Raw genomic sequence first — 15,595 nt, forward strand, 5'->3', positions numbered from 1 at the left:
GCCTCTTCTGTTCTGTGCAGAAGGGGCAACATGATTCACTTCAATTCGTTTTTTTCAGCGGTTGATAAAGACGAACCGCTACCGTGGCTGCTCAACTGGAGTACGATGCCACAGTATGCCATTTTTTCACTTCCTCCCTTGCAGCGCCCGAGCAATTCGCGCAACTGCGCATGCAGTGCCTGCAAATTCTGAATGCGTGCCTCGACATGAGCGATGTGTTCTTTCACCAATGTACTAATGAGTGCGCAACTCGCATGCGGCCGATCATGCATTGCCAATAAGCGACCTATTTCTTCCAATGTCATATCGAGTACACGACAATTGCGGATGAATGTCAGGCGCTCGAAGTGCAGCTGACTATATAAACGATAGTTACTGTTGTTGCGTGAGGGGCTGGGTAGTAATCCCTGATGCTCGTAGTAACGAATGGTCTCCACTGGGCAGCCAGTTCGCTTAGCAAGTTCACCAATTTTCATAATGATGCTTCCAGAGTACGCCAGCATGAGGGGCTGATAAAGCCGTTAGAGCGGCTTGCCATCATCTAGATTGATGGCTTCGTGACAGCCTGGAAATGAAGAGGTTCTTTGATTACGAAATTGTAATGCAGCGCTCATCTTCGAGTTATCTGGAGGTTGCAAGGATAGAGGGGCCAAATCCACAAGAAGAAATCGGCCTATGACAATCCCAGAACTGCCGGTAAGCATCAGGAGCAATGCATGAAAAAAAGTCCTCTAACCATGGCGATCATCTCCGCGTTGGCATTCGGTGCAAGCGCGATGGCTCAGGCATCCGAGTCTCAGGTTGCCGAAGGCTTCATCGAAGGAAGTAGCCTGAATATTCTTAACCGAAACATGTATTTCAACCGGGACTTTCGCAAAGGGGAGGCCAGGGTACTACCCAGCGGTGAGCGCAGCAGCTACACCGAGGCTTGGGGGCACGGCATCATGGCTAACTTCGAGTCCGGTTTCACTCAGGGAACCGTTGGTTTCGGCATTGACGCCTATGCCGGACTGGGCCTGAAGCTTGATACCGGTGATGGACGTTATGGTCCCGGTGGTAGTGTCAACATGTTCCCGGTCGACAGCGATGATCGTGCCGAGGACTCGTATTCGAAAGTGGGGGCCGCGGTAAAGGCGCGCTTCGCTGATACGGTCGTCAAGGCCGGTGACGTATTCCCAACCACGCCCGTCGTGCACTACGGGGACTCTCGTCTGCTGCCGCAGAGCTTCAAAGGTGTGACGGTCGTCAACGAAAGCATAGAGGGCCTGACCCTGCAAGGCGGTCGTCTACATGCCATGAGCCAACCGCAGGAGAGCACTTCACGCGGTGATTTCGCGACCTTCTATGCTGGGCAGGTGGACTCTCCCTGGGTCGGCTACTTTGGTGGTGACTACGAGCTCAACGACAACCTGGGCTTCAGCCTTTACAGCAGCCGTTTGAAGGATGCCTGGGATCAGTACTACGCTGGCATGTGGTGGACTTACCCACTTTCCGAGGATCTGTCGTTGTTTGGTGGTCTGAATTACTACAACGCCACCGACGAAGGTAAGAAGCAGCTGGGTGATTTCAGTAACAACATCTATAGCGGTAGCATCGGTGTCAAGTACGGCGCTCACCGTGTAGCGCTCTCTCACCAGCGTAACAACGGCGATGACGACTTTGACTACCTGCGTCAGTCCGACTCGATCTTCCTCGACAACTCCCTTCAGTACAGCGACTTCAACTCGCCCAAGGAACGCTCCTGGATGGTGCGCTACGATCTGGACATGGCTGACTTTGGTGTGCCAGGGCTGAGCTTCATGGCGCGTTACGCGCTGGGACGTGATGCGGATTACTCCAATGCCAACAGCATTTACATGCGCACGGATGGTGCCGGTAACCCGCTGACCGATCAGAAGCGCTGGGAGCGCAACCTTGAGGTCAAATACGTGTTCCTCGAGGGTTCTCTGAAGGATCTGTCCGTGCGTGTACGTCAGATGACCACTCGCGCTACTGCTTACGAAAGCGACCTCGATGAAGTGCGTGTAATCGTCGAGTATCCGCTTCAGGTGCTGTAACGACATTCAGGGGCGGCATAGCCGCCCCTCTCTGACAAGATTGTAATTTGAACCTCATGCTCATGTTAGGTGCCGATCCGTAACATGGGACTGTCTTCGAAGCATTCGTTTCCATATTTGCTCAGTCAGTCCGAGGTGCATATGAAAGTTTTTTCCCAGTTTCTGTTTATCGTGTTTCTGGGGGCAGCCAGCATGGTTGCCTCTGCAGAAGATGGCTCTGAGCGCTCTCTCAATGCCGTCAAGCAATTCCGTGAGAATCAACAGCGTATCCATGGTGACAACGCCGTTGAGCAGCAGAAGTCCCAAAGTGCTCAGAGTGAGCAAGACGATTGAGCGCATGAACTAACGCAGCCGTCCTGCTCGCTCTCTCCAGTCCATCTCTTGGTAGCTCCCGCTCCTTTGGTGAGAGATGGTTCCTTGGCGCCCCTTTGGGGGCGCTTTTTTTTGTTCGTCAAAGAATTGGGTTGGAACTGCTTAGTCTTGTGGGCGCGATATCTATCCACTTGAGTTTGCTCTATCCCAAGTTGAGTGGGCACTGATTGATAGTGGATAGTGTCTGCCGTAATAAGTGTCCATGATCCATACCAGGCGACGTTTTCCGAATAATTCAAAAGAGAGACGGTAGAGCAGTGCTTACTGGCACGACGCTTCGTCATATGTTCGAGAGACGCTTGGTATCGCTGAAAGTCTGTTGGGCAAGTGGAAGTGCTAGAACGAACAGCAGTGTGAGTTGTGAAAGTGTGAAGCTGCGCCAGCGGCTGGCTCAGGTCAACAGTAATGCGATGCTCTAAAGACGCTCGCCATCTCCTCACAGCCCACGGAGTCAAGTTTAGCGCTGTCGAGGCATTGGTCGGTCTCTATCCCGTAGCACTGATGTGCCGGCTGCTGTGGGTATTAAGCAACGGTTTCTATGCCTGGCAGCAGCGGTCGCCCTCGGTGTGAAAGATGGCGAGTCGGCGTCTGAGCAAGGAGAACCACACCATCTACCATGAGATGAATGTCTGTAGGGGACGAAGTGGGCGGCTGAAACTGAGAAAATGTGTCGTCTGGTGAGGGGCTTGTATTCGACGTAGATGGGGCAAAAAGGGGGCGCCATCCCTGGCGCAATTCGATTAAGCAGTCTTTTCCGTTGAGCTTTGGCGGGCCTGCTCGATCAAGGGCTTTGGTAAAGGGAAGTACAGCGTAAAAACTGTGGTCTGATCTGCGATGCTGCTCACGCCCACGTGGCCATGGTGCAGGCTCATGATCGAACGCACGATGGCCAGGCCCAGCCCGGTGCCGCCATCAGCACGTGACCGCCCACGATCCACGCGATAGAAACGCTCGAACAGTTTGGGTAGGTGCTCGGGAGGAATGCCTGCACCTGGGTTGCTCACTGCCAGGGTGGCGTTCGTCGCGTTAGTGATGAGGTCAATATCGATTTTCGAGCCTTCCGGGCTATGGCGGATGGCGTTGGATAGCAGGTTAGAGATAGCTCTCTGTACCATCAAACGATCGCCATTAATTGTTGCGTACCCTGATACGTTGAGTTTGATGTCCTTTTCTTCGGCCGTGAGGCTGAAAAGCTCCACTACTTTCTCTGCCTCTTCGTGCAGTGCAATTGCCTCGAAGGGGATAAGTGCTGCCGGATGGCTGACGTGGGCGAGAAACAGCATGTCCGATACGATCCGCGTGACCCGGCCGAGCTCCTCAGTGCAGTTCTCCAGCACCAGTTTGTATTCTTCTGGCGGGCGTTCCCGTGAGAGCGTCACCTGCGCTTTGCCGATCAGATTGGTGATGGGGGAGCGTAATTCATGTGCCAGGTCGTCAGAGAATTGCGAAAGCTGTTGTACGCCACCGTCCAGGCGATGAAGCATGAAGTTGATGCTGTTAGCCAATTCGCGAAGCTCCTGCGGTAGGTTATCCAGTGGCAGGCGATGGCTCAGATCCTGGGTCGAGACGAGTTCTGCAACCTTGCGGAACTGATTCAGGGAGCTCAGGCCGCGATGAGCGATCCACCAGGCTCCGGCCGCGATCAGAGCCAGTACGAAGGGCAGGGCAATCAAGGTGGATTCGACATAGGCGTGTAGCAGTGCTTGGTCAGCGGAGCGCTCCAGTGTAAGGACGGCGCGTATTCGTGATCCGTCCTTACGCAGAATAAGCTGCGAGGCGGTCAAGAGCTGCTTGTCCTGCGCATCTCGCCAATGTTCGAAGGCGATGGTCTCGCTGGCGTTTTCTATAAAGGAAGGTAGGGCCTCCTGTGTCTGGCCCACGCTCATGATTTCCTTGGGAGACGAGCTGTCGTCATAAAGAGCGAGCGAGAGGCTGTCGTGGCCTTTGATCAAATCTCTGATGTTGTGGGCCTGGTCACCGACTTCCGGGCGAGTGTTGATTTCTCTCATGCCATGGCGGATTTGCTGAAGCTTGTCCTCGAGGCTTTGCTCTGCAATGTAGTTGAGCTGCCGGCTTAACGAGAAATAAGCCAGCGCACTCAGCAGTGCAACCAGTATCAGGCCCAGTATTGCGACCGACAGGCTGAGTTGGCTTGAGAGTCTGGCAGGCCTCATTGACGAGCCTCCAGTACATAGCCGACGCCGCGCAAGGTGTGGATCAGTTTGTTCTCGAAAGGGTCGTCGATCTTGGCGCGCAAGCGCCGGATGGAAACTTCGACGACGTTGGTATCACAGTCGAAGTTCATGTCCCAGACCAGCGAGATGATCTGGGTGCGCGAGAGTACTTCGCCGCTGCGTCGCATCAGCAGGTGCAGCAGAGCGAACTCCTTGGTGGTCAGATCGATTCGTTGACCATTGCGATAGGCGCGGTGGCGGGCTGGATCCAGCTCAAGGTCGTCGACCTTGAGCACGTCTGGCGCGCTGACCTGTTCACCTCTTCGTAGCAGCGAGCGAACTCTGGCCAGAAGCTCGGGGAACTCGAATGGCTTCACCAGATAGTCGTCGGCACCGGAGTCGAAACCTTTGAGCTTGTCGGCCAGGCGCCCGCGTGCCGTCAGCATCATCACAGGGGTGCGACTATTACGGCGAATGCTGGCCAGTACGCCCCAGCCATCGATCTCTGGTAAGTCGACATCAAGGATGATCAATTCGTAGGACGCTTGGGCCGCCATGTGCAAGCCGTCGACACCATTGGTGGCAATATCGACGACATAGCCGCTCTCGGTAAGTCCCTGGTGGAGATATTCGGCAGTTTTAAGCTCGTCCTCAACAATCAGGATTCGCATGTAGTAGTTGACCTTGGTGGGGGAGAGAAATTTTTATCGAGTCGCGATGATTGTTGGACTTGGTAGCGATCGGCATTTGCGTGGCGGATGATGATCCCTGTAGTTACTACAGGGTCAAGCGGGAGCCACCTGATTTAGAGGGTACAGCCCCGTCCGTGTACGCCGCTGCTTGCTTTTATGATGCTTTTTATATGTCCAGTTGTAACTTTATGACTCGAATGATTGTTGCATTCGCGGCATGTTAATACAGAGTTATATGGCGTGGTTGGGCATTACGTATTTGTAATTTTGCAGTCACCTCGACGATAGGTGAGGCTCCCTAAATTCTGCACCGAATGAAGGTCTCGGAGATTTCATACATGTCTCCGAATTTATACAGGTGTGGAGGAAAGGCCCTTGTCGAGGCGTTATTCGAGAGTTGCTGAGGCACTTTGCCTGGCTGTTGCCTGCTCAGTTGTAGTGAATCATGCCGTGGCATCAACGCCGATCACCCTGGGCGACGCATGGGGGCAGGCACTGCAGACCAACCCGTCGCTGATGGCAGGTGATCGTAATGTCGGCATCGCAGAAGGTGAGCGTCGCCAAGCCGGTGTGATTCCCAATCCGGAGCTGTCTTGGGAGGTTGAGGACACCCGCAGTGCTACGAGGACCACGACGGTACAGATCAGCCAACCTATCGAGCTGGGCGGCAAGCGCGGCGCCCGGATAGAAATGGCCGAACGCGGTATCGACAGTGCTGCGGTCGGTCAGGAGCAGCTGCGCAATGAGCTGCGTGCCGAGGTGGTCGGGGCTTTTCAAGGAGCCTTGTTGGCGAAGATGCGCCAAGAGTTGGCTGAGCAGTCACAACGCCTGAGCGAACGCGGCGTGGCGGTCGTTGATGCGCGCGTCAAGGCTGGCAAGGCCTCTGCCCTGGAGGCATCGCGCGCCCGGCTGCAGTACGAAGAGGTTCGACTGGAGGCCGCGCGGGCTCGAGATCAGTACATCAACGCCATGAATCAGTTGCTGGCCTTGATTGGGGGGGCATCCGCCAGTGGTGAGCCTAGCCTCAGTGGCGATGTTACCGATATGCCCGCAATACCCTCTGAAGTCGCACTTCTGAGCCGTCTGGACAAAGTTCCGCAGATGCGTCTTGCCAGGGTCGAGATCGACCGGCAAGAGGCCGGAATCGCCGTTGAGAAAAGCCGGCGGATTCCCGATCTGACGGTCAGCCTCGGCAGCCAATACAGCAGTGAGGATCGTGAGCGCGTCAACCTTGTTGGTTTGTCCATGCCTCTGCCTCTGTTCGATCGCAACCAGGGAAATGTTCTGGCCGCCTCGCGGCGGGCTGATCAGGCGCGCGACTTGCGAAATGCTGCCGAGTTGCGCCTGCGCAGTGAGGTGCAGCAGGCCTATCAGCAATGGCGAACGGCGCAGGGAGCGATTAGCGGTTTCGAGGGGGGCCTGCTTGCGTCCGCGGACACAGCTTTGGAAAGCACGACGCGTGGATTTCAGATGGGCAAGTTCGGCTTTATCGATGTTCTCGATGCCCAGCGCACATTGATTGACGTTCGCTCCCGTTACCTGCAGGCACTCGGCGAAGCGCTCGATGCCTGGGTTCGCCTTGAGCGCATCTACGGCGACCTATCTGCCCAAGCCGATAACTACTGATTTCCTGTCACGACGATCGGCGCGATGCCGGTTACTGATCATCTTTTGGGGTTGTTCATGCAGAAGAAACTTGGTGTTGCCATCGCGGCGGCCCTGACCTTGGGGTTCGTCGGTGGTGCGTTGTTTTATAACAGCGGGCGCTTTGCCGCAGAAATCGGGCACATGCTTGCCAGTAGCGACAGCGTTGTTGCAGTCAGGGCTGGGCAGGTCAGTGAGGCCGGGGACGATCATGCCGATGATGATCATGGCGAGGCTGGCGATGATCACGGTGAGTCCGCGGGTGGGCATGCCGAAGAGGGGGGGCTGGTGCTGAGTGAGGCGCAAATAGCCGCTGCGGGCATTGAACTCGTCGACGTACAAGCGCGCGCCATGAGCACATACATCTCTCTACCTGGCGAGGTGAATTTCGACGAGGAGCGCACGGCTCATGTCGTGCCGCCCAGCGCTGGCGTTGTCGAGCGCGTGCTGGTCGGGCTGGGGCAGAAGGTGGCTGCTGGGGATGGCCTGGCGACTATCGTCAGTCAGCAGGTTTCCGAGTTGCGTAGTGAAATGGCGGCTGCCGCTCGACGCGTTGAGCTGGCCCGCACGACCTTCGAGCGTGAACGCCAATTGTGGAAGGACGGTATTTCGGCCGAGCAGGATTATCTCCAGGCCCGGCAAACGCTGCAGGAGGCCGAGATCGCTCTGGCCAATGCCCGACAGAAGGGCAAGACGATCAGCCCTCAGGGCGAGGCTGGCGATGGCAGCCGTTACAACCTGCGTGCACCTTTTTCCGGTGTGGTGGTGGAGAAGCACCTGGTACCTGGCGAAGTCGTCAGTGAGACCAGTAATGCCTTCACGGTGGCTGATCTGAGTCGCGTCTGGGTCACCTTCAGCGTTTCCCCGCGTGATCTGGAACAGGTGAAAGTCGGGCAGTCAGTACGTGTCAGTGCGCCAGAGTTGGGGCGCGAAGCTACGGGTAAGGTGGCTTACATCAGCCGCCTGCTGGGTGAGCAGACGCGGACGGCGACAGGCCGCATCGACCTGGATAACGCCGACGGCATTTGGCGTCCCGGCCTGTTCGTCTCGGTTGCCTTGGCGACTGAAAGCCATGAGGCCGGGGCCGTGGTGCCGGCTTCATCGATTCAGGATGTCGAGGACAAGACCAGTGTCTTCGTGCGTACCGCTGAAGGCTTCGAAGTGCGTCCGGTGACATTGGGCACCCGCAGCGATGGCTTCGTCGAGGTACGCGAAGGCCTGAAGTCAGGCGAACGTGTAGCTGCCACAGGCAGTTTCATCCTCAAGTCCGAACTGGGCAAAGGCAGCGCCGAACACGCGCACTGATCCTCACCGACGAGTACTTTTCATGTTTGAGCGCATCATTCAATTCGCCATAGAACAGCGTTTTCTGGTGCTGTTGGCCGTTTTGGCGATGGCCGGTGTGGGCGTGGCCAGCTATCAGAAGCTGCCGATCGACGCCGTTCCCGACATCACTAACGTCCAGGTACAGATCAGTACCGCTGCCGAGGGCTTTTCGCCGCTGGAAACCGAGCAGCGCATCACTTTCCCGATCGAAACGGCCATGGCCGGCCTGCCGCATTTGAAACAGACCCGCTCGCTGTCACGCTCGGGGCTATCGCAGGTTACCGTGATTTTTGAGGATGGCACGGATCTGTATTTCGCCCGCCAGTTGGTCAACGAGCGACTGCAAAGCGCCAAGGAGCAATTGCCCGAGGGTGTCGAGGCCTCCATGGGGCCGATTTCCACCGGCCTAGGTGAAATCTTTCTATGGACGGTCGAGGCCGAGGAGGGGGCACTCAAGGAGGACGGTACGCCTTACACACCAACCGATCTGCGGGTGATCCAGGACTGGATCATCAAACCGCAGTTGCGCACGGTGCCTGGCGTTGCCGAAATCAACACCATTGGTGGCTTCGCCAAGGAGTTCCAGGTCGCTCCAGATCCCAAGCGCTTGGCGGCCTACAAGCTGACGCTGGGTGACCTGCTGCTGGCGCTGGAGCGCAACAATGCCAACGTCGGTGCTGGCTATATCGAGCGCAATGGCGAGCAACTACTGATTCGGGCACCTGGGCAACTGAGCACGCTGGACGATATCGCCAATATCGTCGTGGCCAATGTGGACGGCACGCCCATTCGGGTTAGTCATGTGGCGCAGGTGATGTTGGGCCGTGAACTACGTTCTGGTGCTGCGACCGAGAATGGTCGCGAGGTCGTGCTGGGAACAGTGTTTATGCTGATCGGCGAGAACAGCCGCAGTGTGTCGCAGGCCGTGGCCGCACGTCTGGAGGAGATCAACCGTTCGCTGCCTGAAGGGGTGGTTGCGGTGACCGTCTATGACCGCACCAATCTGGTGGACAAGGCCATCGCCACGGTCAAGAAGAACCTGATCGAAGGGGCTATCCTGGTCATCGTCATCCTCTTCCTGTTCCTCGGTAACATCCGTGCGGCGCTGATCACAGCCATGGTCATTCCGCTGTCGATGCTGTTCACCTTCACCGGCATGTTCAGCAACAAGGTCAGCGCCAACTTGATGAGTCTGGGGGCACTCGACTTCGGCATCATCGTCGATGGTGCCGTGGTCATCGTCGAGAACGCTATTCGCCGTCTGGCTCATGCGCAGCACAAGCTTGGCCGCGAGCTGACCCGTAGTGAGCGTCTGCATGAGGTCTTCGCGGCATCCAAGGAAGCGCGTCGTGCGCTGATTTTCGGTCAGTTGATCATCATGGTGGTGTACCTGCCGATCTTCGCCCTGACCGGGGTCGAGGGCAAAATGTTCCACCCAATGGCCTTCACCGTGGTGACCGCCCTGTTCGGGGCCATGATCCTTTCGGTGACCTTCGTCCCGGCGGCTATCGCGCTATTCGTCACTGGTAAGGTGAAAGAAGAGGAAAACGCGCTGATGCGTGTTGCCCGGCGCACCTACGAGCCAGTGCTGGCCTGGGTCATGCGACGGCGTACGTTGGCCTTCAGTGCGGCCGTGGCGCTGGTTCTGTTCTCCGGTCTGCTGGCATCACGTATGGGCAGCGAGTTCGTGCCTAGCCTCAGTGAGGGGGACTTCGCGCTGCAGGCGCTGCGTGTACCGGGTACCAGCCTGACGCAGTCGGTGGAGATGCAGATGCGCCTGGAGGAGACCATTCTGGCCAAGGTGCCGGAAGTGGAGCGAGTATTCGCGCGTACCGGTACGGCGGAAATCGCCTCCGACCCGATGCCGCCGAACATTTCTGACAGCTACGTGATGCTCAAACCGCGCGATCAATGGCCCGATCCGAAAAAGTCGCGTGATGCTCTGATCGCCGAGCTGCAGGCCGCTGCCGAGTTGGTTCCGGGCAGTAACTACGAGCTGTCGCAGCCTATTCAGTTGCGTTTCAACGAATTGATATCGGGTGTGCGCAGCGATGTCGCGGTGAAGATATTCGGCGACGATATGGACGTTCTCAATAGCACGGCAGCCGAAGTGGCCGAAACCCTAGGCGGTATTGATGGGGCGTCCGAGGTGAAGGCCGAGCAGACAACGGGTCTTCCGGTGCTGACCGTGGCCATCGACCGAGACAAGGCGGCTCGCTATGGTCTGAATGTCGGTGACATTCAGGAAACTGTCGCCGTGGCTGTTGGTGGGCGCCGGGCGGGAACGCTGTTCGAGGGGGATCGCCGTTTCGATCTGGTAGTACGTCTACCGGAGAACCTGCGTACCGATATCGAGGGGCTTTCGCGACTGCTGATACCCGTTCCAGCAACGGGGGCAGCCACCAGCGTCGGCTTTATCGCGCTCTCCGAAGTGGCCAGTCTGCAACTGGCGCCAGGGCCAAACCAGGTCAGCCGCGAGAATGGCAAGCGCCTGGTTGTGGTGAGTGCCAACGTGCGAGGGCGTGACATCGGATCCTTTGTGCAAGAAGCCGAAGAGAGGATTCGCAGCGATGTGAAGCTGCCAGCCGGTTATTGGACGACCTGGGGCGGACAGTTCGAGCAGCTGCAATCGGCAGCCAAACGCCTGCAAGTGGTGGTGCCGGTCGCCCTGCTGCTGGTCTTCATGCTGCTGTTCATGATGTTCAACAACGTGCGTGATGGCTTGCTGGTGTTTACCGGTATTCCTTTTGCGTTGACCGGTGGCGTGATGGCGCTGTGGTTGCGTGACATACCGCTTTCGATCTCCGCCGGGGTGGGCTTTATTGCTCTTTCCGGGGTGGCGGTTCTCAATGGTCTGGTGATGATTTCCTTCATTCGTAATCTGCGCGAGGAGGGAATGGGGTTGCAGCAGGCCGTCACCGAAGGTGCCCTGCAACGTCTGCGCCCGGTATTGATGACTGCTCTCGTTGCATCGCTTGGCTTCGTGCCCATGGCTCTGGCGACTGGGACTGGGGCTGAAGTACAGCGCCCTCTGGCGACTGTGGTGATCGGTGGGATTCTGTCCTCTACCGCACTTACGCTGCTGGTGTTGCCAGCGCTCTATCGTTGGGCCTATCGGCGTGAGGAGGAGGCTGAGCTGAAAGACTGAGAGCGAGTATATCGCGGCGCTGGTGCGGAATTATTACGAACCGGCGAAGTGGCAATGGCTCAATGGGTTGGTAACGGATGGCGCGTAAGGCCTAGTTACCCGGCCCATTTCTCAACAGAGTCTGTCGAAAGCAGCCATTTGAAGAGTGATGGCTTCGATACTGTAATCGCAAAAAATAAAGTGATCCCGCACCGGTTGGTGCGAGATCTAAGCTGATGCTAGCGTTCGCTTACTGAAGCGGCAGGCCGCATTCTTCGCGAATCTGAAGCTCTAGATAGTAGTCTTCGTTCGGCACGCCGAATCTGCGTTCGAGCTCATCTAGCGCATCTTCATAGCAGGCTTCCTTTCCATAGTTCTTCGGGCGTGGCTTCGAGCTACCGAACGGGGCTTGATTTTTCTTGGGGCCGACATCGTTGCGATAGGCCACGGTATTGCCTTGAGCGTCATAGTCCAGATACCAGCCATTTTCGATGAGGTAATTCCCCTGGCGTCCCTGTCCAAGCAGCGCACCGGGAGTGTATCCGTCGACCTCATTTTGAAGGGCGCATCCGTGTTCTCCACACTGCAGGGTTAAAGTCCCTGCGGTGTGTTTTACAAAGCGCTCCCCCGTTTCCCGGTTGATGAATGCCATCTGCTTTTGGCTGGGTGTGTTCTTGCCCGCCGGCCGACAGTCGTAGACGGTTCGGGTCGGCAATGAGCCATCGGCCCTTCTCAGACCCAGAGTAGGGATCTCCATCTTGGTGTCACAGGACATAACGTTCATGGCGGGCGTGTAATCGAAGAATTCCGCTTGTTCTGCGAAGGCAGGGAGGCTGCTGATCAGCCCCAGAGCTACGAGCGACTTCCTGAATATGGTCATGAGGACTCCTTTTCATTTATTTGGCCCATGCAGGTAGAAGCTGCATGGAGGCCATGTGGCGTAGGTGATTGCTGAAGAGTTAGGTCGGGGAGGGTTACTTCTTCTTTTTCTTGTAGCGAACGACGATCCGGTTGTAGGTCGGATACTTCTCGATCACGTAGTCAGGACTGAGTGTCAGCAGGTTGTGCATGGCAATGCCGGTGGCCGTGAGCAACCCCAATGCGCCTGTGATACCTCCTGCGAAGCTGCCTGCTGCCAGGCCAATTCGTCCGGCTGTGTAAACGCGGCAAGTCAGTCCAGTGACCTCAATCTTGCTTTCGACCAGGCGAACAGCTTCGAGCAACTTGCCGCCGAGGCCTACGACCTCGAAAGACTCCTTGCTGCTGATGAGTTGAGGAAGTTTGGCGGTGGCTAGGTCATGAAAAGTTAGCTTCATCATTTCAGTACTCCCTGTGTGATCAAAGAAATGGGTCGTAAATACCGTGGTCGTTTTGGCAGCATAACGAAACGATTCGCGTCATGCCAAGAATCTCCGCGACTCAAGATCAAGACCAAAGCCTGATGCGTCTGGGAAAGGCTGTTCGTGCCCGCAGAGCGCAGCAGGCTCTCTCCCAGGAAGCACTTGCTGATGCGGCTGGGATTGACCGCTCCCATATGGGGAAAATTGAGCGTGGGGAACGCAATGTGACCTTTCTGAACATTGCGCGAATCGCTTCTGCGCTTGGATGTAAACCATCTGACTTACTGCTGGACGCTGATCTGTAGCGTCTCGCCCAACGGCGCCTGCCATCTGTTAAAGCAAGCCCTGTTCAGCCAGCGACACGATGCCTTCTGACCCCACGATGAAGTGGTCCAGCGTGGTGGTGCCAACCATGACCAAGGCGTTTTTGAGTGTCTGCGTCAGGCGTATATCTGCCTGGCTGGGCGAGGGATCGCCCGAAGGGTGGTTGTGCACCAGGATCACGGCAGCGGCGTTGTGAGCGAGCACTGTCTTGACCACTTCGCGCGGATACACGCTGGCCGCATCGAGGGTGCCGCGAAACAACTCCTCGAAACTGATCACCCGGTGTTTGCTGTCGAGCAGCAGCACCGCGAAGATTTCGTGTGGTAGATCCTGCAGCAGCACCTGCAGGTGTTCTCTGACTTTGTGTGGATCAGTCAGCGCGCGTCCCTTACTAAGTCGCTGAGTGGCCAACTGCTGGGCCATGCGCAGGATGTCGGTTTCGCTGACAGGCGAGTCCACCAGGTAATTGCCGGCGACTTCACCGGCCCTGAGTTTGTGAAATTTCATGGTGTGTCTCCGGATGGCGAGCCGATTCGGCCCGCCTATGGTTAGGCTGACGGTTCGAGCTGTTGGGATTGGGCTTCGAGTTTCTCGGCGAGTGACTGGGTGTGAACGGTGCTGTCGGGCTTCGATGCGGCAGGCTGGCCGTCCGGAAAGAACTCTTCAGCAATGGCGCTGCTGTCCTCACCGTCGTCTTCGAAGATGCCGTTGCTCAGGCCGAGTCGCGCGGTGGCATCCAACGCTGCCTGATCAAAGCCAGCCGCCAGACGCGCCTCATCCAGCTCCCGTGCAGTGAGCAACGCTTGCTCCACGGTCATGCCGCTACGTAGCGTCAGATCGACGTAGAAGATCGGTGTGCCATAGCTCTGCCGCGTGGATTTGCCACGCAGACGCAGTTCCAGCGGCAGGCAGGCCAGGCGATCACCGGATATGGCCCGGAAGTATTGCAGCCGGGCTATCAGCGTGCGGATGCTATTGAAGCCCGTGGTGCGAAACACGAAGCTGCCCAGGGCGTCCTCATCGCCAATCACCACGTTCATCCGCCCGTAGGGCTTGCAGGCGTTGCCCTTGGCTAGAGGGCAGGCATCGGGTGACGGGCAGGGCAGCGATTGGACGCCATCCTTACCGATACGCTTGCAGGTTTCACCGTTGCCGACACACATCGGTCGACCGTTCTGCCGATCAAACAGGGTGTAATCAGCGCGGAAGTTCAGCTCAGGTTCGTTGAACAGCAAGCGCACCGGGATGCTGCGCAGCTTGTCGTCCTTGCCCTGACGTAACTCATCATTGAGTGGATGCAGCAACCAGCCGTCTTTGCCCTGCACCTGGGAGGTGATGGTGAATTGATCGTCTTTCTCCGGCAGGCGCTTGCCGTTCTTCTCGACGACCTTGCCGATCGAGATGCGCCCGAGTACGGGCGGGGTAATTGCCAGGCCTTTGAGCATGATGGCGCTCCTTGTAAGCAAAAAAGGCCAGCCAGCAGCGCGAACTGCATGGACTGGCCAAGGGGAGGGATGGAGTAGAAGAGGGCGATCAGCCGATCAGAAAGCGCCGACTACCTTCCTTGAGCTTCGGATAACGGGCCTGCAGGTAAGGCTTTTCCTGGAGCAGGCGCTCGACATCGAGCACGGTGCTGTCTTTGGCTTTGCGCCAGCTCACGTAGCCGCTGGAGAACTCAGCACGGGTCGATTCACCCATGGCTTGCTGCAGCATTTGCTTGAGCTCGGCCTCGCGCTTTTCTTTCTCGGAGATCGATTGACGCACAGCCTTCAGCTCCAGGAAGGCAGCCGCCAGACCGGCATTGCTGCTGAAGTCGACCACCTGGCCATTGTCCTGCGGATACAGGCAACGCAGCGCCAGCTCGGCCGATGCACTGCCATCGGCAGGTGGTGGTGTATCCGTTTCAACGTACTGCCAGAAGCGGCGCTCCAGTTCGATCAGGCGAGCGATCATCTGCTCATCCCGCTCGATGCGATGGATCTCCAGCGTCTGACCACCGAGCAACACCGCCACATCAGCCGCCTGCTTGCCGGTTACGGCGAGCTGGTGCATCACCTGCAACTGCACATATTCGGGGACGCCTTCTTTCCAGAGGCGTGCCCCGTTTATGCCGGCTGTCTTGCATTCGAGGATCTGCACTTCGTCTGTACCAATCACCTCGCGATCAATGTTAGCCAGCATCCAGGGCAAATCCGGATTGGGATGCTGCAGTACGGCGTTGATGCGACGTACCTTGTGCTTCGTGCGCTTGCTGTAATGCCAGGCCACGATGGGCTCCAGCACGTTGCCCCAGTATGCCGGGCTTTCCTCGTCGTGCGGATCGGTTTTCGGCAGGTTGCTGTCGCGGCCGGTTTTCTCCAGCCACAACTCCAACTGGGATTTGTAGGGACTGAGACCGACCGCCGCCGCTGCATCCGAACTGCCGATGCCTTGTTTGCGGATCTGCAGCCAGTCCTCGCGCGGCAGCTCCTTGGTGCTGACCAGGCGCAGGGCAGGGCGTTTCTTGCTGGTGCTGCCATTCAATGACGTTGCTTTCATG

Annotated in this window: 14 protein-coding genes; 6 read left to right on the forward strand and 8 right to left on the reverse strand. The window is 57.3% G+C overall.

The window, feature by feature from the left end; genetic code table 11:
• Positions 1-35: 35 nt before the first annotated feature.
• A complete protein-coding gene (gene cadR / locus N7333_RS09610) occupies positions 36-476 on the reverse strand; it encodes a Cd(II)/Pb(II)-responsive transcriptional regulator (protein ID WP_021488258.1) in 441 nt (146 codons plus the stop codon).
• Between the two features lie 300 nt (positions 477-776).
• Between cadR and N7333_RS09615 the strand changes: the two genes are divergently transcribed.
• A complete protein-coding gene (locus N7333_RS09615) occupies positions 777-2,057 on the forward strand; it encodes an OprD family porin (RefSeq protein ID WP_230090034.1) in 1,281 nt (426 codons plus the stop codon).
• Positions 2,058-2,198: 141 nt separating this feature from the next.
• The gene (locus N7333_RS09620; protein ID WP_021488260.1) at positions 2,199-2,390 is read left to right on the forward strand and encodes a hypothetical protein; all 192 of its coding nucleotides are present in this window, start codon (positions 2,199-2,201) and stop codon (positions 2,388-2,390) included.
• Between the two features lie 779 nt (positions 2,391-3,169).
• On the opposite strand, the gene N7333_RS09625 is transcribed toward N7333_RS09620, so the two are convergent.
• Positions 3,170-4,603, reverse strand: a complete 1,434-nt coding sequence (locus N7333_RS09625) for a heavy metal sensor histidine kinase (RefSeq protein ID WP_012017834.1) — start codon at positions 4,601-4,603, stop codon at positions 3,170-3,172.
• Positions 4,600-5,274, reverse strand: a complete 675-nt coding sequence (locus tag N7333_RS09630) for a heavy metal response regulator transcription factor (RefSeq protein ID WP_003464910.1) — start codon at positions 5,272-5,274, stop codon at positions 4,600-4,602. Before N7333_RS09630 ends, N7333_RS09625 begins: the two co-directional genes overlap by 4 nt.
• 396 nt (positions 5,275-5,670) lie before the next feature.
• Between N7333_RS09630 and N7333_RS09635 the strand changes: the two genes are divergently transcribed.
• The 3 genes from N7333_RS09635 to N7333_RS09645 are packed head-to-tail and all read left to right on the forward strand — an operon-like array spanning position 5,671 to position 11,413.
• Positions 5,671-6,921 (forward strand): TolC family protein, encoded by a 1,251-nt coding sequence (locus tag N7333_RS09635; protein WP_003464906.1) that lies wholly within the window; start codon positions 5,671-5,673, stop codon positions 6,919-6,921.
• Between the two features lie 57 nt (positions 6,922-6,978).
• Positions 6,979-8,244: an efflux RND transporter periplasmic adaptor subunit gene (locus tag N7333_RS09640; protein WP_012017835.1), complete on the forward strand. Its 1,266-nt coding sequence runs from the start codon at positions 6,979-6,981 to the stop codon at positions 8,242-8,244.
• A 22-nt stretch (positions 8,245-8,266) separates the two neighbouring features.
• Complete coding sequence (locus tag N7333_RS09645) at positions 8,267-11,413, forward strand: CusA/CzcA family heavy metal efflux RND transporter (protein ID WP_012017836.1); 3,147 nt, start codon at positions 8,267-8,269, stop codon at positions 11,411-11,413.
• A gap of 229 nt (positions 11,414-11,642) precedes the next feature.
• Here N7333_RS09645 and N7333_RS09650 read toward each other — a convergent pair whose 3' ends face one another.
• Positions 11,643-12,272, reverse strand: coding sequence for a hypothetical protein (locus tag N7333_RS09650; protein WP_003241504.1), 630 nt, complete (start codon positions 12,270-12,272; stop codon positions 11,643-11,645).
• 94 nt (positions 12,273-12,366) lie between these two features.
• Entirely contained in the window at positions 12,367-12,711 is a 345-nt protein-coding gene (locus N7333_RS09655) for a hypothetical protein (protein WP_012017837.1), read from the reverse strand.
• 80 nt (positions 12,712-12,791) lie between these two features.
• On the opposite strand from N7333_RS09655, the gene N7333_RS09660 reads away from it, so the two are divergent.
• On the forward strand, positions 12,792-13,037 hold the full coding sequence (locus N7333_RS09660) for a helix-turn-helix transcriptional regulator (RefSeq protein WP_003241510.1): 246 nt from the start codon (positions 12,792-12,794) through the stop codon (positions 13,035-13,037).
• A gap of 28 nt (positions 13,038-13,065) precedes the next feature.
• On the opposite strand, the gene radC is transcribed toward N7333_RS09660, so the two are convergent.
• From radC to N7333_RS09675, 3 genes are all read right to left on the reverse strand, one after another.
• Positions 13,066-13,563, reverse strand: coding sequence for a DNA repair protein RadC (radC, locus tag N7333_RS09665; protein ID WP_003241511.1), 498 nt, complete (start codon positions 13,561-13,563; stop codon positions 13,066-13,068).
• Between the two features lie 41 nt (positions 13,564-13,604).
• A complete protein-coding gene (locus tag N7333_RS09670; protein ID WP_012017838.1) occupies positions 13,605-14,501 on the reverse strand; it encodes a hypothetical protein in 897 nt (298 codons plus the stop codon).
• Between the two features lie 88 nt (positions 14,502-14,589).
• The gene (locus tag N7333_RS09675) at positions 14,590-15,594 is read right to left on the reverse strand and encodes a lambda-exonuclease family protein (RefSeq protein WP_012017839.1); all 1,005 of its coding nucleotides are present in this window, start codon (positions 15,592-15,594) and stop codon (positions 14,590-14,592) included.
• Position 15,595 lies beyond the last annotated feature (1 nt).

This window comes from Pseudomonas sp. GD04158, assembly GCF_029834875.1.
Classification (GTDB): Bacteria; Pseudomonadota; Gammaproteobacteria; order Pseudomonadales; family Pseudomonadaceae; genus Aquipseudomonas; species Aquipseudomonas hydrolytica.